General features: G+C 73.5%; 17 protein-coding genes. 13 read left to right on the top strand and 4 right to left on the bottom strand.

Annotated features, from left to right (window positions below; genetic code table 11):
* Positions 1 to 23: 23 nt before the first annotated feature.
* On the bottom strand, positions 24 to 1259 hold the full coding sequence (locus OHA37_RS08735) for an ROK family transcriptional regulator (RefSeq protein ID WP_443046132.1): 1236 nt from the start codon (positions 1257 to 1259) through the stop codon (positions 24 to 26).
* Positions 1260 to 2416: 1157 nt separating this feature from the next.
* On the opposite strand from OHA37_RS08735, the gene OHA37_RS08730 reads away from it, so the two are divergent.
* From OHA37_RS08730 to OHA37_RS08695, 8 genes are all read left to right on the top strand, one after another.
* Positions 2417 to 3355, top strand: a complete 939-nt coding sequence (locus OHA37_RS08730; RefSeq protein WP_266903768.1) for a TauD/TfdA dioxygenase family protein — start codon at positions 2417 to 2419, stop codon at positions 3353 to 3355.
* 87 nt (positions 3356 to 3442) lie between these two features.
* A complete protein-coding gene (ssuE, locus tag OHA37_RS08725; RefSeq protein ID WP_266903767.1) occupies positions 3443 to 4000 on the top strand; it encodes an NADPH-dependent FMN reductase in 558 nt (185 codons plus the stop codon).
* Between the two features lie 91 nt (positions 4001 to 4091).
* Positions 4092 to 5123, top strand: a complete 1032-nt coding sequence (locus OHA37_RS08720; protein WP_266903766.1) for an ABC transporter substrate-binding protein — start codon at positions 4092 to 4094, stop codon at positions 5121 to 5123.
* A 7-nt stretch (positions 5124 to 5130) separates the two neighbouring features.
* Positions 5131 to 5946, top strand: coding sequence for an ABC transporter ATP-binding protein (locus tag OHA37_RS08715; RefSeq protein ID WP_266903765.1), 816 nt, complete (start codon positions 5131 to 5133; stop codon positions 5944 to 5946).
* On the top strand, positions 5943 to 6845 hold the full coding sequence (locus OHA37_RS08710) for an ABC transporter permease (RefSeq protein WP_443046131.1): 903 nt from the start codon (positions 5943 to 5945) through the stop codon (positions 6843 to 6845). Before OHA37_RS08715 ends, OHA37_RS08710 begins: the two co-directional genes overlap by 4 nt.
* 290 nt (positions 6846 to 7135) lie before the next feature.
* Positions 7136 to 8473, top strand: a complete 1338-nt coding sequence (locus OHA37_RS08705; RefSeq protein ID WP_266903764.1) for an LLM class flavin-dependent oxidoreductase — start codon at positions 7136 to 7138, stop codon at positions 8471 to 8473.
* On the top strand, positions 8470 to 10053 hold the full coding sequence (locus OHA37_RS08700; RefSeq protein ID WP_266903763.1) for an FAD-dependent oxidoreductase: 1584 nt from the start codon (positions 8470 to 8472) through the stop codon (positions 10051 to 10053). The genes OHA37_RS08705 and OHA37_RS08700 overlap by 4 nt, the downstream gene beginning before the upstream one ends.
* Complete coding sequence (locus OHA37_RS08695) at positions 10050 to 10418, top strand: 4Fe-4S dicluster domain-containing protein (protein ID WP_266903762.1); 369 nt, start codon at positions 10050 to 10052, stop codon at positions 10416 to 10418. Before OHA37_RS08700 ends, OHA37_RS08695 begins: the two co-directional genes overlap by 4 nt.
* 99 nt (positions 10419 to 10517) lie before the next feature.
* On the opposite strand, the gene OHA37_RS08690 is transcribed toward OHA37_RS08695, so the two are convergent.
* Together OHA37_RS08690 and OHA37_RS08685 are read right to left on the bottom strand one after the other, a co-directional pair.
* Entirely contained in the window at positions 10518 to 11438 is a 921-nt protein-coding gene (locus tag OHA37_RS08690) for an NADP-dependent oxidoreductase (protein ID WP_266903761.1), read from the bottom strand.
* Between the two features lie 130 nt (positions 11439 to 11568).
* Positions 11569 to 12288 carry a DUF2470 domain-containing protein gene (locus tag OHA37_RS08685; protein WP_266903760.1) on the bottom strand — a complete coding sequence of 240 codons (720 nt, stop codon included), beginning with the start codon at positions 12286 to 12288 and terminating at the stop codon, positions 11569 to 11571.
* 204 nt (positions 12289 to 12492) lie between these two features.
* On the opposite strand from OHA37_RS08685, the gene OHA37_RS08680 reads away from it, so the two are divergent.
* The 4 genes from OHA37_RS08680 to OHA37_RS08665 all read left to right on the top strand — a co-directional run bounded on the left by OHA37_RS08680 (position 12493) and on the right by OHA37_RS08665 (position 15781).
* On the top strand, positions 12493 to 12888 hold the full coding sequence (locus tag OHA37_RS08680; protein WP_250742110.1) for a cell division protein SepF: 396 nt from the start codon (positions 12493 to 12495) through the stop codon (positions 12886 to 12888).
* Positions 12889 to 13684: 796 nt separating this feature from the next.
* Positions 13685 to 14782, top strand: coding sequence for an ATP-binding protein (locus OHA37_RS08675; protein ID WP_443046130.1), 1098 nt, complete (start codon positions 13685 to 13687; stop codon positions 14780 to 14782).
* Positions 14779 to 15171, top strand: coding sequence for a nucleotide pyrophosphohydrolase (locus OHA37_RS08670; RefSeq protein ID WP_266903759.1), 393 nt, complete (start codon positions 14779 to 14781; stop codon positions 15169 to 15171). Before OHA37_RS08675 ends, OHA37_RS08670 begins: the two co-directional genes overlap by 4 nt.
* Before the next feature lie 124 nt (positions 15172 to 15295).
* Positions 15296 to 15781 carry a DUF6099 family protein gene (locus OHA37_RS08665; protein ID WP_243331552.1) on the top strand — a complete coding sequence of 162 codons (486 nt, stop codon included), beginning with the start codon at positions 15296 to 15298 and terminating at the stop codon, positions 15779 to 15781.
* A gap of 607 nt (positions 15782 to 16388) precedes the next feature.
* Here OHA37_RS08665 and OHA37_RS08660 read toward each other — a convergent pair.
* Entirely contained in the window at positions 16389 to 16676 is a 288-nt protein-coding gene (locus OHA37_RS08660) for a hypothetical protein (RefSeq protein ID WP_443046129.1), read from the bottom strand.
* A gap of 1081 nt (positions 16677 to 17757) precedes the next feature.
* On the opposite strand from OHA37_RS08660, the gene OHA37_RS08655 reads away from it, so the two are divergent.
* Positions 17758 to 18681: an LLM class F420-dependent oxidoreductase gene (locus tag OHA37_RS08655; protein WP_266903758.1), complete on the top strand. Its 924-nt coding sequence runs from the start codon at positions 17758 to 17760 to the stop codon at positions 18679 to 18681.
* Positions 18682 to 18688 lie beyond the last annotated feature (7 nt).

Below are 18688 nucleotides of genomic sequence, written 5' to 3'. Positions count from 1 at the left end.
CCACCGGATGTGATCTCGCCCTCTCATGTGAGTCGGGAGGGGTCACGGAAGAGCGGGGCGAGCAGGACGGTCGCGGAGGCTACCGGGAGTACGGCGGGACCCGCGTGCGGGGCGACGATCCGCCGCCCGTAGCGGTCCTGGTCGCCGGCCGCGGCACGGATCTCGTCGAGGTAGCCCTCGTGGAGGATGCTGGACAGCTCGGCGACCACCATGACGGCCGGGTTGAACACGTCGAGGAGCAGGGCCGCGGCCCGGCCGACCGTACGGGCGCGTTCGCGCAGCAGCCGGTCGGCGCGGGGGTCGCCGGTGGCGGCGGCGTCGACCAGGAGGTTGACGGAAGGCTCCGGGACGATGCCCCGTCGCACGGCCTCGGCACCGATCACCCCGTCGGAGGCGCTCGCCTGGAGACAACCCGTACGGCCGCACGCGCAGGGGGTCCGCGAACCGGGCACCGGGAGGTGCGCGACGTCCCCGGCGGCGGCCTCCGGGCCCTGGTGCACGGTGCCCTCGATGCCGAAGGCTGCGTCGACGACGTTGCCGATGAAGAGGTGGAGAAGGCTGGAGCGGGCCTCCGGGCGGCCGAAGAGGATCTCGGCGTGGGCGACGGCGCGGGCGTGGTTGTCCACGGAGACGGGCAGCCCGAGTCGGTCGGAGAGCTCGGCGCCGAGGGGGAGCCCGTGCCAGCCGAGGGCGTCGTGGCGCACGACGGTGCCGTCGGCGGGGCGGACCCAGCCGCCGAGGGCGGCGCCGAGGCCGAGCAGGGGGCGGCCGGCGGGTTTGGACTCCTGGAGGAACCGGCCGAGTTCGGCGGCGATGGCGGCGGGGAGGCGGCCGGGGGAGCGGCCCGCGTGCGGGAAGGCCCGGCGGGCCAGGACGCGGCCGCGCAGGTCCACGAGGCTGAAGGTGGAGGCGGGCACGCCGATGTGCAGGCCGGCGGCGAGGGGGCCGCCGAGGGGGCCGGTGTGCAGGTCGAGGGGGATGCGGGGGCGGCCGGGGCCGGGGGTGGTTCCGGACCCGGTGCCGGTGCCGGTGCCGGTGCCGGTGCCGGGTCCGGTCGTCGCGGGCGGGTGATCCGGTCCGGGGCGCTCGCACAGCAGGCCGGCGCGGAGCAGGGCCGTGGTCTGCCGGGACACGGCGGCAGGACTGAGACCGCAGAGCTGCGGAATGTCGCTCCGCGCGAGGGGGCCGTGGCTCAGGACGGTACGGAGCACGGCGGCGGCGTTGGCGGCGGCCCGGCCGTCACCGGGGGTGGGGGGCACGGGCGGGCTCCTCGGGGGGTGGGGTGTGGTCCCGATCATGCCGTGTCGCTGCGCTCGGCGGGTGCGGAGCGGGGTCGAGCCGTGCGGCGAGGCTCCCGGGGCTCCGCCCCGGACCCCGCGCCTCAAACGCCGGCGGGGCTGAATTCGGGTGATCGGTGGTGGGTGTCCGCGCGGCGCCGTTGTGGGGCTCCGCCCCGGACGCCGCGCCTCACATGTCGGCGGGGCTGAATTCGGGTGACCGGTGGTGGGTGTCCGCGCGGCGCCGTTGGGGGGCTCCGCCCCGGACGCCGCGCCTCACATGTCGGCGGGGCTGAATTCGGTCGGCTGGAGTGGTGTCGTGCGGCGCCCATGCGGGGGCTCTGCCCGGGGCCCCTTGCCTCAGGCGCCGGCGGGGGTGATTTTGGCCGGCTGGAGTGGTGTGGTGCGGCGCTGTTGCCGGGGCTCGGCCTCGGGTCCTGTGCCTCGAGTGCCGGTGGGGCCGGGATGGGGTGGTGCGTGGCGGGTGCGTTGCGGGGGCGTGAAATCAGGCCATGGGTTTCGGCCGTTCCGGGAGTGGCGGAAAACGGTGAAAGGGCAGGTCATGGCGGGTGTGGGTGGGTGGTCGGGGGTGAGGGTGAGGGGTGCTCGGCAGGGTTGACCGGGGGTGGGGGTGCTGGCAGTCTCCGGGACATGTCCGCGACCGAGTTCCTCGCCCCGCGGCTCCACACCCCCGGCTCCTGTACCGCGCCGGGCGAGTGTCAGGGCCGTCGCTGTACGGCCCCGCGCTGTTCCTGAGCCCCTGAGCCCCTGAGTTCCTGAGCCTTCGAGTTCCTGGGCTCCTTCGCTCCGGAGTCTTCGCGTTCCCGAGTCTCTGAATCTCCGCGTGGCCGGGCGTTCGTGCCCCGTCCCGCGGGGTGCCCGTAGGGGCGCGTGGCTCCGCGGTTCAGGGTGATCGTCATCGGGCATTGCGGCCCCGCTCGCCTCCGTCGCCCTCCGGCGGCTGTCCGTCGAAGCCCGCCGTCCGCCGGACGTCGCGGCCCGCCCCGTCCGGCCGCCCGCCGGCCTCCGCCTCCGCCTTCGTTCACCCGTCCGTCCGTAGCCCGTCTTCCCCGGCCGGATCTCCACCGTTCTCGCTTTCCCTTATTTCTTCCGCTGCGGAAATAAACAAGGAGCCCATCATGTCCACTGCCACCCGCACCGACCTCACCGTCACCAAGATCGGCGGCCGCATAGGCGCCGAGATCGGTGGGGTCCGGCTCGGCGGCGAGCTCGAAGCCGAGGCCGTCGCCGGGATCCGGGCCGCGCTGCTCGCCCACAAGGTCGTCTTCTTCCGCGGTCAGGACCACCTCGACGAGGACGGGCACGAAGCCTTCGCCGAGCTGCTCGGCGCGCCCGTCGCGCACCCCACCGTGCCCTCCGCCGACGGGCGTTACGCGCTCGGCATCGACTCCCACCACGGAGCCCGCGCCAACCAGTGGCACACGGACGTGACCTTCGTCCCCGCCTACCCCGCCTTCTCCATCCTGCGCGCCGTCACCATCCCGCCGTACGGGGGCAACACCCTGTGGGCCAACACGGCCGCCGCCTACGCCGGCCTGCCCGAGCCGCTGCGCGTCCTCGCCGACAGCCTGCGCGCCGTGCACTCCAACGAGTACGACTACGCGGCCCTGAAGCCCGACGCCCTTCCCGAGGCGTTGGCCCAGTACCGCGAGGTGTTCACCTCGACCAAGTTCCTCACCGAGCACCCGGTGGTCCGGGTCCACCCCGAGACCGGCGAACGCACCCTGCTGCTCGGCAACTTCGTCCAGCGGATCAACGGGCTCACCGGCCGCGACTCGCGACTCCTCCAGGACCTCTTCCAGGCCCACATCGAGCTCCCCGAGAACACCGTCCGCTGGCAGTGGCAGGCCGGTGACGTCGCGATCTGGGACAACCGAGCCACCCAGCACTACGGCGTCGACGACTCCGACGACCACGAGCGCACCCTGCGCCGCGTGACGGTCGACGGCGACGTCCCGGTCGGGCCCGACGGGGTCCCGTCCCGGCTGATCAGCCCGGAGACCGTGCCGGACCCGGCCTTCGGCATCGCCTCCGGAGCCTCCACCTCCGAAGCCTGAGCCGACAGGCGAAGAAGACAGAAGCAGAAGCAGACGCAGAACCAGAACGACCCGTCCCGACCCGCCCCATCAGCCAAGGAGCGCTCCGTGCCCAAGCTGCTCGCCCTCACCGGCAGTCCGTCCGTCCACTCCCGTACCGACGTGGTCGCCGATCACGTGCTGCGCCGCCTGAACCACGCCGGGTTCGAGACCGCGCAGCTCGCCGTCCGGGAGCTCCCCGCCGCCGATCTGCTCGCCGCCCGCCGCGGTGAGCCGGAGATCCGCCGGGCCCTGGAAGCCGTCGCCGAAGCCGACGGGATCGTCATCGCGACGCCCGTCTACAAGGCCTCGTACACCGGACTGCTCAAGGCCTTCCTCGACCTGCTCCCGCAGGACGGGCTGGCCGGCAAGACGGTCTTCCCGCTGGCCACCGGCGGCAGCCTCGCCCACGTCCTGACCATCGACTACGCCCTGCGCCCGGTCCTCGCCGCGCTCGGCGCCCGGCACGTCACCGCCGGCCGCTTCGTCCTGGACTCCTCCGTGGAGCGCGGGTCCGGCCCGGACCGGCTGCGCCCGGAGGCGGAGCTGGACCTGTACCAGGCCGTCGACGAGTTCGCCGAGGCCCTGCGCGCGGCTCAGGCCGCCGCGCTCGCCACCGCGCGCTGATCCCCGTACGGAAACCGCCCCACCCTCCCTCTCTCCCTCACTGACCTCCCGCCCGCCCGACCAGCCCGACCCGGATCGACAAGGAATCGCCATGTCCGCAGCCTTCACCTCCACCCGTACCTCCCGACGCCAGTTCCTCACCCTGCTCGGCATCTCGGCGGCCGCGGTGAGCTGCGGGACGGCGACCGCCAGCGGCGGCCGCGGTGGCCAGATCACCTCCCTGAAGTACCAGGGCAACGTCGGCGCGGTCAGCCTGCCCGAGCTCGCCGCCGACCTCGGCTACCTCGGCGACGTGACCCTGGACTGGGTCGGCAACACCATCAGCGGCCCCCAGGACATCCAGTCCGCGGCCACGGGCCAGACCCACTTCGGCGGCGCCTTCAACGGCGCGATCGTCAAACTCGCGGCGAGCAAGGCCCAGATCAAGGCCGTCACCTCCTACTACGGCTCCGACCAGTACAGCTACCTCGGCTACTACGTCCTGGAGGACAGCCCGATCCGCTCCGCCCGCGACCTGATCGGCAAGAAGGTCGGCATGAACACCCTGGGCGCCCACGCCCAGGCCCTGCTCGACATCTACCTGGAGCGCAACGGCGTCCCGAAGGCCGACGCGGCCAAGGTCGAATCCCTCGTCGTGCCCCCCGTCAACACCGAACAGGCGCTGAGGCAGAAGCAGATCGAGGTCGGCGTCCTCAGCGGCGTGCTGCGCGACAAGGCCCTGGCCACGGGCGGCATCCGGCCGCTGTTCAAGGACTTCGAACTGCTCGGCGCGTTCAGCGCCGGCTCGTACGTGATGACGCAGAAGTTCATCAAGGAGAACCCGGACACCGTCCGCACCTTCACCACGGGCGTGGCCAAGGCCATCGACTGGTCCCGCGCCACCCCGCGCGAGGAGGTCATCGCGCGGATGACGGAGATCGTCAAGAAGCGCGGCCGCAACGAGGACACCTCGACCCTGCAGTACTGGCGCTCCTACGGAGTCGCCGAGCAGGGCGGCCGGATCGCCGACAAGGAGTTCCAGCTGTGGATCGACTGGCTGGGCGGGCGCGGGGAGATCAAGAAGGGCCAGCTCAAGGCGGCCGACCTCTACACCAACGAGTTCAACGCGTCCGGGAAGGGCTGACGGCGCCATGGCGAAGATCGTGTTCGACTCCGTGACGAAGACCTTCCCGACGAAGGACAAGAAGACCGAGTTCACCGCCCTCGACGGCATCGACCTGGAGATCGGCTCCGGCGAGTTCGTGGTCGTCGTGGGCCCCAGCGGCTGCGGCAAGTCCACCCTCCTGGACCTGCTCGGCGGTCTGACCCCGCCCACCTCCGGCCGGATCCTGCTCGACGGCAAGCCGGTCACCGGGCCGGGACTCGACCGGGGCATCGTCTTCCAGCAGTACGCGCTGCTTCCGTGGCGCACCGCGCTCGGCAACATCGAGTTCGGCCTGGAGGCCACCGGCGTCCCGCGCCGCCAACGGGCGGCGAAGGCCCGCGAGTTCCTGGACCTCGTCGGTCTCACCGGGTTCGAGGACCGGCACCCGCACGAACTGTCCGGCGGCATGCGCCAGCGGGTCGCCATCGCGCGCTCGCTCGCGTACGACCCGGACGTGCTGCTGATGGACGAGCCGTTCGCCGCGCTCGACGCGCAGACCCGCGAGTCCCTCCAGGACGAACTGCGCCGGATCTGGCAGAGCACCGGCAAGACGGTCGTGTTCATCACGCACGGCATCGAAGAGGCCGTGTACCTCGGGCAGCGGGTGGCCGTCATGACCTCCCGCCCCGGCAAGGTCAAGCAGGTCGTGCCGGTGTCGTTCGGCGACCGGGCCACCGGGGCCACCGGTGAAGACCTGCGCTCCAGCCCGGAGTTCGCCCGCTACCGCCACGAGATCTGGACCCTGCTCCACGACGAGGTGGCCCGCGCCCAGCAACTGGAGAAGGAGGAGGTCGCCGTATGAGCACCACGGTGGAAGCGGCGGTGGAGGCGGAGCCGGAGGCCGGGGCGGCGACAGCCGTACGGGACCTCGCGCCCCCGGACGTACGGACCCCCGCGCGGCCCCCCGTACGGGTGCCGGCCGCGCCCCTGGCGCTGCGCGTCCTGCGGGGGCTGCGGGCGGTGGCGCTGCGCTCGGCGGCGATCCTCGCGCTGCTGGCCCTGTGGGAGGCGGCGCCGCGGCTGGGGCTGGTCGACGCGACGTTCCTGCCGCCGGTGAGCGAGGTCGCCAAGGCCTGGTGGGAGCTGCTGGGCAACGGGCAGCTCGCCGAGCACAGCAAGGCCAGCCTGGCCCGCTCCTTCGGCGGATTCGGCATCGCGGTGGCCGTCGCGGTCCCCCTCGGCCTGCTGATCGGCTGGTACCGGCCGGTGGCGGCGCTGCTCGGGCCGCTGCTGGAGGTGTTCCGCAACACGGCGGCGCTCGCGCTGCTGCCGGTGTTCGTCCTGCTGCTGGGCATCGGCGAGACCTCGAAGGTCTCGATCGTCGTGTACGCCTGCGTCTGGCCGATCCTGCTGAACACCATCAGCGCCGTGGGCAACGCCGATCCGACGCTGGTGAAACTGGCCCGCTCCATGGACCTGTCCACGCCGAAGCTGTTCCAGAAGGTGATCCTGCCGGCGTCGGTGCCGGTCATCTTCACCGGCATCCGGCTGGCGGGGGCCGTCTCCATCCTGGTCCTGGTCGCCGCCGAGATGATCGGCGCGAAGGCGGGCCTCGGCTACCTGATCAACGCCTCCCAGTTCAACTTCGCGATCCCGCAGATGTACGCGGGCATCGTCACGATCTCCGCGATCGGCCTGGCCTTCAACCAGGTCCTCGTCACGATCGAACGCCGTCTGAGCACGTGGCGCGTCCCGTCCTGAGGCCCGGCCACCCCTGACGCCCGAGCCCCGGTCCGGCCCGGTCCACGTGGTCGGGGCCATGGCCCCTGGCCCCGGCCCGGGACCCCTGGCCAGGGTCCCGGGGCCCTGTCCCTGACCCCTGGCCTTCGGACCGGTCAGGGCTCTCGGCCTCCACGCATGACTCCCGGCCTCCGCGCATGACTCCCGGCCTCCGGCCGGGCACCAAACCCCGGGTCCTTTCGGCCCCGTTCCCCCCGTTCCCGGCCCCCGCCCCGCGGGGTCCCCGCCCGGATCCGAACCGAGGACCAGACATGACCGCACCGCGGACCCTCCACCTCAACGCCTTCCTCATGAACGCCGGGCACCACGACGCCGCCTGGCGCCACCCCGCCAGCAGCCCCGAGCGGATCACCGATCTGCGCTACTTCCAGGAACTGGCCCGCACCGCCGAGCGCGGACGGCTCGACTCGATCTTCTTCGCCGACGGGGTGGCCCTCTGGGGCAAGGCCCGCTACAACGCCGTCGGCGGCTTCGAGCCGCTCACCCTGCTCTCCGCGATCGCCGCCGTCACCGAGCACATCGGCCTGATCGCCACCGTCTCCACCACCTTCAACGAACCCTTCAACACCGCCCGGAAGTTCGCCTCCCTCGACCACATCAGCGGCGGCCGCGCCGGCTGGAACATCGTCACCTCCGGCAGCGTCGACGAGGCCCGCAACTTCAACCGGGACGAGCACCTGGAGCACAACCTCCGCTACGACCGGGCCCGCGAGTTCCTCGACGTGGCCACCAAGCTCTGGGACAGCTGGGAGGACGACGCGATCGTCCTCGACAAGGAGAACGGCATCTACGCCGACACCGACAAGCTCCACCCCGCCGCGCACCGCGGTGAGTACTTCGGCGTCGCCGGACCGCTCAACGTGCCCCGTTCCCCGCAGGGCCACCCGCTGCTCGTGCAGGCCGGATCCTCCGAGGACGGCAAGGAGTTCGCCGCCCAGTACGCCGAGGCCGTCTTCACCGCCCAGCAGACCCTCGCCGACGGGCAGACCTTCTACAAGGACCTCAAGTCCCGCCTCGCCAAGTACGGCCGTACCGAGGACCAGCTGCTCGTCCTGCCCGGCATCGCCCCCGTCATCGGTTCCACCGAGGCCGAGGCCAGGGCCCTGGAACAGGAGCTCACCGAGCTCCAGATTCCGGAGTACGGCCTCGCGCAGCTCTCCAACATGCTGGGCGTGGACCTCAGCGGGCTGCCGCTCGACGGCGGGCTGCCCGACCTGCCCGAGGAGCGGGACATCAACGGCAACAAGAGCCGCTTCACGCTCGTCGCCGAGCTCGCCCGCCGCGAGGGCCTCACCCTGCGCGAGCTGATCGCCCGCCTCGGCGCGGGCCGCGGCCACCGCGTCTTCGCGGGGACGCCCGAGCAGATCGCCGACCAGCTGGAGGAGTGGTTCACCCAGGGGGCCGCCGACGGCTTCAACATCATGGCTCCCGTACTCCCCACCGGGCTGACCGACTTCGTCGACCAGGTCGTGCCGATCCTCCAGAGCCGCGGACTCTTCCGCACCGAGTACACCGGCCGGACCCTGCGCGAGAACTACGGCCTGGCCCGCCCCGCCAACCGCTACGCCACCGCCGGGGCGACCCCGTGAGCGAGCACGTCGCCGACGTGCTCGTCGTCGGCGGGGGCCCCGCCGCCGCCTGGGCCGCCCTCAAGGCGGCCTCGGCCGGGGCCTCCGTGGTCCTCGCCGACAAGGGCTACTGCGGCACCAGCGGGGCGACGGCCGCCGGCGGCACCGGCGTCTGGTACGTCCCGCCGGATCCGGCGGCCCGCGAAGCGGCGATGGCGAGCCGCGAGGGACTCGGCGGGTACCTCGCCGACCGGCGGTGGATGTCCCGGGTCCTCGACGAGACGTACGACCGGATGAACGAGCTGGCGGACGAGGGGCGCTACCCCTTCCCGACCGGCCCCGACGGCCGGCCGCTGCGGGGCGGCCTCCAGGGGCCCGAGTACATGCGGCGGATGCGCATCCGGATCCGCCGCGCCGGGGTCCGGATCCTCGACCACAGCCCCGTCACCGAGCTGCTGACCGACGCGGACGGCGCCGTCGCGGGCGCCGTCGGCCACCGCCGCCAGGCCGGCGAACCCTTCCGGGTCCGGGCGGGCGCCGTCGTCCTGGCCACCGGGGGCTGCGCCTTCCTCAGCGGCGCGCTCGGCACCAACACCAACACCGGGGACGGCGCGCTGTTCGCCGCCGAGGCCGGGGCCGAACTGTCCGGCATGGAGTTCTCCAACTCCTACGGGATCGCCCCCGAGGGCACCTCCGTCACCAAGACGGCCTTCTACACCTTCGCCACCTTCTACCAGGAGGACGGCGAGGTCCTGGAGGGCGCCGCCAGCCTCGGCGGCCGCTCCGCCATCGCCCGCGAACTCCTCACCGGAGCCAAGGTCTACGCCCGCCTCGACCGGGCCGACGCCACCGCTCAGGCCGCGATGCGGCTCGCGCAGCCGAACTTCTTCCTCACCTTCGACCGGCTCGGCATCGACCCCTTCACCGAACGCTTCTCCGTCACCCTGCTGGCCGAGGGCACCGTCCGCGGCACCGGCGGGATCCGGATCACCGGGGACGACTGCGCCACCTCGGTCCCCGGGCTGTACGCCGCCGGGGACGCGGCCACCCGTGAGGAGATCTGCGGGGGCTTCACCGGAGGCGGCAGCCACAACGCCGCCTGGGCGATGTCCTCGGGCAGCTGGGCCGGGGCCGGCGCGGCCCGGTACGCCCGCTCGCTGGGCTCGGGCCGGGCCGCCTTCCGGCCGGTCACCGGGGCCGGCGGGGCGGGCCTGCGCCCGACCGGGGGCGCCGGGTCCGCGGCCGGGCCCGGCGAGGCGCGGGAACTCGTACGCCTCGTCCAGGAGCAAGTGCTGCCGTACGACAAGAACTACCTGCGGCACGGCTCCGTCCTCGGGGGCGCCCTCGGCTCCCTTGACGAGGTATGGGCGCAGCTGCGCGGCTCCGTGCGCGGGGAGGGTGCCGGGCTCGTCAAGGTCCGCCAGGCGGCGGCCATGACGGCGCACGCCCGCTGGATGTACGCCTCCGCGCTGGCCCGTACGGAGAGCCGCGGGATGGCCCGCCGGCTCGACCACCCGGGGCAGGACCCGGCGCAGCACCACCGCATCGTGACGGGCGGGCTCGACCGGGTGTGGACGCGGCCGGCGGAGCTGGTCGCATGATCGAACTGGTCTCGGCCGAGCGGTGCATCGCCTGCGACAAGTGCGTGGAGGTGTGCCCGACCGACGTCTTCGAGCGGGGACCGCAGGGGATCCCGCTGCTCGCCCGGCAGGAGGACTGCCAGACCTGCTTCCTCTGCGAGGCCAACTGCCCCGTGGACGCGCTGTTCGTGTCCCCGCTGACCCGTCCGGTCCCCGAGGACCCGGCCGTACGGGACGAGGCCGGGCTCGCCGGCCGGGGTCTGCTCGGCAGCTACCGGCGGGAGATCGGCTGGGGCGAGGGGCGGACACCGGGCGCCCTGCGGGCGATCGGCCCCTCGCTCGGCCCGGCGGGCGGCGGCGGTGCGGCGCCGCCGATCACCTCCTGAGCGAGGGGTCGCGTCGCGTACGGAGTCACGTGCCGTCGGAGCGAAACGCTCCGGCGGCACGTCCGTGTGCGGAGGCCGGGGCAGGGGCCCGGCCCCGGCTCAGACCGTCAGGACGATCTTGCCGCGGGTGCGGCCCGTGGCGCTCAGCTCCCAGGCCTTCGCCGCCTCGGCGAGCGGCAGCGCGTGCTCCACGTTGACCGTGAGCCGGCCCTCGTCCGCGAGCTCGGCCAGGAAGGTCAGGTCGGCGGTGTCCGGGCGGACCCACAGCTGGTGCGCGCCCTGGGCGGCCGCGGTGGAGTCGGCGATGGACACCACCCGGTGCCGCTCCTTGACCAGGGACTGGAGCGCCGGGACCACGTCGTCGCCGAAGAAGTCCAGGGCGGCGTCCACCCCTTCGGGCGCCAGCTCGCGGACCCGGTCGGCGAAGCCCTCGCCGTACAGGACCGGTTCGGCTCCCAGCGAGCGCAGGTAGTCGTGGTTGTGCGCGCCGGCCGTGCCGATGACGCGTGCGCCGAGGGCGACGGCGATCTGCACGCCGAGGGAGCCGGTGCCGCCGGCGGCGGAGTGGATGAGCACGGTCTCACCGGCCTTGAGTCCCACACGGGTCAGGGACTGGTAAGCGGTGAGCCCGGCCAGCGGGATCCCGGCGGCCTGCTCGAAGGTCAGCTCGCGCGGCTTGCGGGCGAGGGTGCGGACGGGGGCGGTGACCAGCTCGGCGTAAGTGCCCAGCTCCACCCACTCCTTGCGGACGTAGCCGTACACCTCGTCGCCGACGGCGTAGTCGAAGGTGTCCTCGCCGACCGCCTCGACGACGCCCGCGACGTCCCAGCCGGGTATGACCGGGTAGCGGACTTCGAGGATCGAGTCGAGGTATCCGGAGGCGAGCTTCCAGTCGACCGGGTTCACGCCGGCGGCCTTGACGCGGACGATGACCTCACCGGGACCGACCTTGGGCTCCGGAACCTCGGTGAGAGTGAGGATGTCAGACGTTCCGTATGCGGTGTATGTGATTGCCTTCATGATCCTTTCAACAGGCCTTCGGGGGATCGTTGTTCCGGGTTCGAGCGCTCCTTTCCGGCCATTCCGGCAGTTCCGGCCGTTCCGTTCTTTCCGGCCCGCTCCGGAATGGCCTATTCCCGGGGGAGGTCGCTCAGGCGGGCAGGGTGTTGCGGTGCGAGCTGCGCCGGGCCGCGCTGAACAGGGCCTGGATCTGCGCCCCGGACTGCTCCACGTCGTCCAGCGGGGAGGGGAAGGGGATCCGTACGTCGTGGTGCCCGTGCCGCTCCTCCAGCCGCAGGGTGATCCCGTACCGGTCCATGGCGAGGGGCAGCGCGCGCAGGACGGCGGACCCGGCCCCCGCGTCCGCCGCCGGCCGCGGCCGGACCAGGCGCAGCAGGAGGGTGACCAGTTCGGCGTGGTCGTCGAGGAGATGGGTGAGCATCCCGGCCTCGTAGGGGGCGAGCGGGTCGGGGCCGGCCGCGTCCAGCTCTTCGAGGCCGACGTACGAGCGGGCGCCGTCGGGGGTTTCGAGGACGGCCCGGCCGAACTCCACGCAGGTGGAGCCGGAGCCTTCGGCGCTTCCGTCCGTATAAGGGGTGAGCAGGCGCCCGACGAGGGTGACCCGGGCGCGCACGCGGTCCCGTACGGGGGTGGGCGCGATGTCCGTGAACTCCAGCCGGATCGCGGGGCGGTGCTCGGAGCGGGCGTTCGGATCGGCGGGGTGCAGGTGCAGCCGGCCGAGGGGGTCGGTGCCGTCGAGGTGGCGGATCTCCGTGCGCCGGCCGTCGGTGACGACGGTCATGGAGTGGGCGGCGGCCAGGACGGACCGGATCCGCTCGGCGTCGGTGGGCAGCGGCAGGGGCAGGTGCATGTGGATCTCCGTCGTCCCGAGTGGCGAGATGGCGCGTACTTAGGTATGCCTAACCTAACCTACTCGACGGGCGGGGGGTAGGTGAGGGGTGGGCGGAGGGTGGCAGGCGGGGCGTCTCAGCTGCCTCGTGTCGGTGTTGGGCTGAACGGGTGAAACGCGAGAGGATGGGGGGATGCACATGAAGCGCAAGGCCGAGGCGGCCTGGTGAGCAGGTACGACGTCACCGACGAACAGTGGGAGGGGCTCGCGCAGGTGGTTCCCCTGCGGAGCCGCAACGAGTGGCCCTCCCGGGTGGATCACCGCACGATCCCCACGGTTCCGGGGGCGTCCGCGGCGGAGCAGCGGCGCTTCGTGGTGATCCGGGTCCAGGTCTTCGCGGACGCGCGGGAGGTGGCGGAGTACCTGATCGCGCAGATCCCGGTGCTGCTGGACCTCACGGGCGCGGACGGCGAAGTCGCCAAGCGGATCCTGGACTTCAGCAGCGGCGTGGTCTTCGGGCTGGGCAGCGGGATGCACCGGGTCGACCGGAACGTCTTCCTGCTGGCGCCCGTCGGGACCGAGGTGGAGGGGATCGCGGCCGCGGCCGTCCCCCGATCGTAGGAAGGTCCCGCGGGCGGAACGGTTCGCCGGACCCACGGGGGGTCCGGCGGCCCGTACCGTCCCGCGCATGACCTCGCGCCTCGCCACCCCACCGGCCCCCGCCCCGGCTTCCGCCACGCCTCCCACCGCGCTGACCGCGCCGCCTGCTTCACCGGCGCCGACGGCCTCCGCGGCTCCGGCTGCGCCCGCCGTCGCTTCGGCCTTGCCCGCCGGCACGTCGGCTGCGCCCGCCGTTGCGTTGGCCGGGCTCCCCGCCTCCGCTGCTTCTGCCCTGCCCGCGGCCCCCACGGCTTCCGCCGTGTTCGCCGGCCCGGAGTTGGCCGTTGGCCAGGTCACGGCTCCTGCTGGCGCTCCGCTCGCGGCACGGGCACGGGCACGGGCACAGGCGCCTGCGTCGGCCCAAGTTCCGGCCTCAGCTCCGTCTTCAGCCCCGGCTCCGGCCGCCTTAGCCTCGGCTCCGGCCTTAGCCTCGGCTCCGGCCTTAGCCTCGGCTCCGGCCTCGGCCGCGGCTCCGGCCTCGGCCGCGGCTCCGGCCTCGGCCGCGGCTCCGGCCTCGGCCGCGGCTCCGGCCTCGGCCGCGGCTCCGGCCTCGGCCGCGGCTCCGGCCTCGGCCCCGGCTCCGGCCCCGGCCCCGGCCCCGGACCTGGTCCGGGTTCCGCCCCAGGCTCCGGCCCCGGCTTCGGCTCAGGCCCCGGACCCGGTCCGGGTTCCGCCCCAGGCTCCGGCTCCGGCTCCGGCCCAGGACCCTGCCCCGCCCGCCGCAGGCGCCCCGCATCTGCGGCCCGCCGTCACCGAGTTGCGGCTCTCCGCCTACGGGGCGCACCGCGGGGCACGGTTCGCTCTCGGGCCCGTCACCCTCTTCGCCGGGCCGAGCGGGAGCGGCAAGTCCCAGGTGCTGGAGGCCTACGGAGCGCTGGCCGCCCTGGGCGCCGGGGCCACCCTGGAGGAGGTGTTCCCCGACCCGCGGGCCCGGATCCCGGACCGGGCGGTGCCCGATGCCGAGCGGCGCCGGGGCTTCCGGATCGGCTGTACGGTCGACGGCCCCGCCGGGCCGGTCCGGCTCGACCTCGCCGTCCAGGCGGAGCCGACGCTGCGGATCGTCGGCGAGCGGCTCTCCGTGGGCGGGCAGGTCCTGCTCGCCACCGCACTCCGCGACCCCGGGCGACGGTCCGTACAGGCGGCCTGGCTGACCGGCGGAGCCACCGGGGTCACCCGGGCCCCGCTGCCCGACGACCGGCTCGGGACCGCGCTGCTCCCGCTGCGGGTGGCCGGGGCCACCGAGGGGCAGCGGCAGGTGCTGGCCGCCGCCGAGCAAGTGGTGGTCGCGCTGCGCGCGGTGTTCCCCTGTGACCCCCGCCCGGAGCGGATGCGGGAGCCGGTCCTGCCGGGGGAGGGGCGGCTGCTGGCCGACTGCGCCAACCTGGCCGATGTGCTGCGCCGGACCCGCCTGGAGTGCGGCACCCGGTACGGCCTGCTGACCGGGGCCGCCCGTACCGCCTGCGCGGGCTGGGTCGCCGGGCTGGACGTACGGGCTCCCGAGGGCGGCCCGGTCACCGGCCTGCTGGACCGCGGCCCGGACAGGCCCGCCACCGAACTGGCCCGGCTGGGCGCGGGCGAGCTGCGTTTCCTGGCCCTCGCGCTGGTGCTGCTGACCGGGCCGGGCGTCCTGGACGTGGATCCGGCGGCCGAACTGCCCTCCGCGCGGCAGGCACTGGCCGTGCTCGCGGACGGCTTCGACCGGGACCTGGACGGCCGGCAGACCGCCGAGCTGCTGCGGCTGGCCGTACTGGCGTGCGGGCGCGGGCAGGTCAGGCTGGCGGCCTCGGCGGGCGAGGCCTGCGCGGCGGCCGCCCGGGAGGTCGCGGGGGTCTCGGTGGTAGACCTGGGTGCATGAGCGAAGAGCATGGAGTGACCGGGGGAGAAGAGGGGGCCGGTGAGCGGATCGACCGGCTCCAGCGGCGGCTCGCCGAGTTCGCGGCGGCGCGCGGGTGGGAACCCTTCCACACGCCCAAGAACCTGGCGGTGGCGCTGAGCGTGGAGGCGGCCGAACTGGTGGAGATCTTCCAGTGGCTGACGCCCGAACAGTCCGCCAAGGTCATGGAGAAACCGGACACCGCACACAGAGTGGCCGATGAGGTGGCGGACGTACTCGCCTACCTGCTGCAGTTCTGTGAGGTCCTCGGGGTCGATGTGCTGGATGCGCTCGCCGCGAAGATCGAGCGGAACGAGTTGCGGTTCCCCGTCCCGGGCACTCCCGGGGCAGACCGTCACTCTTCGGAGTGATGGCGATATCCACAACCATCTTCGGTGTCCACAATTTCCGAATACCCCTGGCTTTACCGGCCCGTTGCCCTCACTCTGGGTAGTGGAGAGAACGGCAAGATGTCGTGCGGACGGGGGACGGCATATGGACGCGGTACGGCTCATCGCAGCCGGCCGGCACGCGCTGGCGCAGAGCGGGGCTGCTTGGGACATCGTGGGCGAGGCCTGGCAGGCGCAGGCCCTCGCGCAGGGGATAGGGAGCTGGCTGGCGGTCACCGGGCCGCCGGAGCTGAGATCGGAGGCACGGGGGCTGGGTGAAGCGGGGGGAAGAGGTTGCGGGGTGCTCGACCGGGCGGCTCTGCGCGGAGAGGGCTATGCGCCCGATCTCCCGCCCCGGGCGGCGCAGTTGACCGAGGTGACGGACGCCCGGCAGGCGTTGCTCGGGCTGCAGGCACTGCTCGGCGAAGTGGGCATAGCGCTGGTCGGGGTGGCCTGCGGGACGGACGACGAGGGTCTGTACTGGCAGTGCATAGAGTCGATAGACGCGGCCGACGAGTCGAGCGACCGGGTCCGGGCGATCCTGCGCCGGATGGCCGTGCGCGAGCGGGGATCCGCCTCCGGGGTGGCATGAGCCGGGGTGGCCTGCGGTGGGGCGGCCTGAGCCGGGGTGGCCCGAGGAGGCGTGCCCGAGCCGGGGTGGACCGAGCCGGGGTGGACCGAGCTGGGGTGGACCGAGCTGGGGTGGGCTGAGCCTGCGTGGCCCGAGGAGGCGTGCCGAGGCAGGGTGGCCCGAGGGGGCGTGCCCGAGGGGGCCTGCGCTGGGGTGGACCGAGTCGGGGTGGACTGAGTTGGCGTGGTCCGAGGAGGCGTGCCCGAGCCGGGTGGACTGAGCTGGCGTGGGCTGAACCAGCGTGGCCCGAGGCGGGTTGGCCTGACCTGGCGTGGTCCGAGGAGGCGTGCCCGAGCCGGGTGGACTGAGCTGGCGTGGCCCGAGGCGGGGTGCCCGATGCGGGTTGGCCTGAGCTGGCGTGGGCCGAGGCGGTTTGGCCTGAGCCGGGTTGGCCTGAGCTGGGGTGGCCTGAGCCGGGTTGGCCTGAGCTGGGGTGGGCCGAGCTGGGGTGGGCCGGGCCGGCGTGGCCTGGGTCGGCGTGGGCCGAGGCGGGGTGGCTCGAGCCGGGGTGCTGCGGCGTGCGGGGTGCTTCGGTGGGGTCCCGTCGCGCGCGACGGGACCCGGGCGGTCAGAAGGACCGGTAGGACGGGCGGTCTTCGCTCTCCGGGGTGCGGGCGCCCTGGGGCAGCGCGGTGCCGGGGCTGCGGTCGGTGGAGGACTGGAGGTCGGCGTCGAGCTGCGAGAGGTCGGCGTTCAGCGCCGCCATCAGCTCTTCCATCTGCTGCAGCAGGCCCTTCGGCGCGCCGCCCTGGGCGGGCACCGCGGACTCCTGGCGTGCGTGGTCGTGCGCTGCCTGCCCGGTCTGACAGTCCTGACGGGATTGCCGGTGGGTCTCCGGCGCGGACTCCTGGGACATGGCGGCCTCCTCGGCCCTGGCCCTTCCGAGAGGCGGAAGGGGGCGGTGGACGCACCGGCGAACGCCGCCGGCGCGCGGGCCGGGCGGTCCGGCTCCGTCCGAGCCAACGATCCCCATCCGGGCTGGTCACTGGCACGGCGGCGGCGGACCGTCAGGCCCGCTCAGATTCACCCGGCCGGGGTGGAGCGGGGGTGGAACCGGGGTGGAAAGGAGCAGGAGGCGGCATGGATCGGAAGGCGGGCTTCGGCCTCCCCGTGGTCGACGTGCCCGGCGGCGGCCTGCCCCGAGACCCTCCGCCCGGTGTCCGGTCAGGCGCAGGTCACTTGATCGACTTGGTAGCGCGCGGCCTGCACCACGACGGCTTCGGGGCTCCCGGGGTCAAAGGGCAGCGCACCTTTCCAGGGCTCCAGGCTCGGATAGCCGACCCGGGCGCCGGTGGCCGGCTTCGCTGGATCCGTCCGCTCCACCAGAGCCATGTCCGGTGACGCGGGTGGCCTCGCTGTCGTTGGTCGTCTCCGACCCGTCCTCAAGATGCTCCGTGTTCACGGGGATCGCGAAGTAGCCGTCCGGATCCGCGAGCTTGGGCGGAGACCGGGAGCAGGTGGCGAACACGGTCGACCCGTTGGACGTGGGTTTCTGGGGCGCTCCGTTCATGCCGTGGGCCGCCTCGCATTCTTGTACGCGTTCGGCGGTGGTGAGGTGCGGATCGGGTGGCGGAGGGCCTCCGCCACCCGTGATGAGTTCCACCAGACCCCAGACCCCAGGCCCCAGGCCCCAGGCCCCAGGCCCCAGGCCCCAGGCCGCCACGATCGCGCCGGCCGCGGCGTCGAGGGTGATCACAGCGCCCTTGGCGCTGGTCATGGACCTCTTGGTTCGGCTCCAGCGGTCTCCGCGGGGGCGGCGAAGGCTCGTCGTCCGCCGGTCCAGTGCTCATGGACAAAGCTCCACCGGTACCGGCGTGCTCCGGCCCGCTGGGTATGCCTCCGGTTCTGGTTGCGCATCCGCGGCACACGGGCCCCGATGCCCGGCTCGGTGGTGTGGACACCGGAGGCAGCCGGGTGACTCAGGGCAGGATGGGGACATGGATCTCCGTATCTTCACCGAGCCCCAGCAGGGCGCGAGCTACGACACCCTCCTGAGCGTCGCCAAGGCCACCGAAGACCTGGGCTTCGACGCCTTCTTCCGCTCGGACCACTACCTGCGCATGGGTGCGGCCGACGGTCTGCCCGGGCCCACCGACGCCTGGATCACCCTGGCGGGCCTGGCCCGCGAGACCAAGCGGATCCGGCTGGGCACGCTGATGACGGCCGGCACCTTCCGGCTCCCCGGCGTGCTCGCCATCCAGGTCGCGCAGGTCGACCAGATGTCGGGCGGTCGGATCGAACTCGGCCTGGGTGCGGGCTGGTTCGAGGAGGAGCACAAGGCGTACGGCATCCCCTTCCCGGCCGAGCGCCTCGCCCGGCTGGAGGAGCAGCTGGAGATCGTCACCGGGCTGTGGGCCACCGCGCCCGGCGCCACCTTCGACTACACGGGCGTCCACTACCAGGTGGAGAACTCCCCGGCGCTGCCCAAGCCGGCCCAGGACAAGATCCCGGTCCTGATCGGCGGCCACGGCGCGAAGCGCACCCCGCGCCTCGCCGCCCGGTACGCGGACGAGTTCAACATGCCCTTCGCCTCGATCGCGGACAGCCAGCGGCAGTTCGGCCGGGTCCGCGCGGCCGCCGAGCTCGCCGGCCGCAAGCCCGGCGACCTCGTCTACTCCAACGCCCTCGTCGTGTGCGTGGGCAAGGACGACGCCGAGGTGGCCCGGCGGGCCGCAGCCATCGGCCGCGACGTGGCGGATCTCAAGGCCAACGGCCTGGCCGGTTCCCCGGCCGAGGTCGTGGACCGGATCGGAGCCTACGAGGCGGTCGGCTCCTCCCGCCTCTACCTCCAACTGCTCGACCTCGGCGATCTGGACCACCTGGAGCTGATCTCCTCCCGGGTCCAGTCCCAGCTCGGCTGACGGGAGC

Origin of the sequence: Streptomyces sp. NBC_00335 (assembly GCF_036127095.1) — a bacterium.
GTDB lineage: Bacteria > Actinomycetota > Actinomycetes > Streptomycetales > Streptomycetaceae > Streptomyces.
The sequence above is the reverse complement of the archived record's forward strand: the minus strand, read 5'-3'. Positions and strand labels throughout refer to the sequence as shown.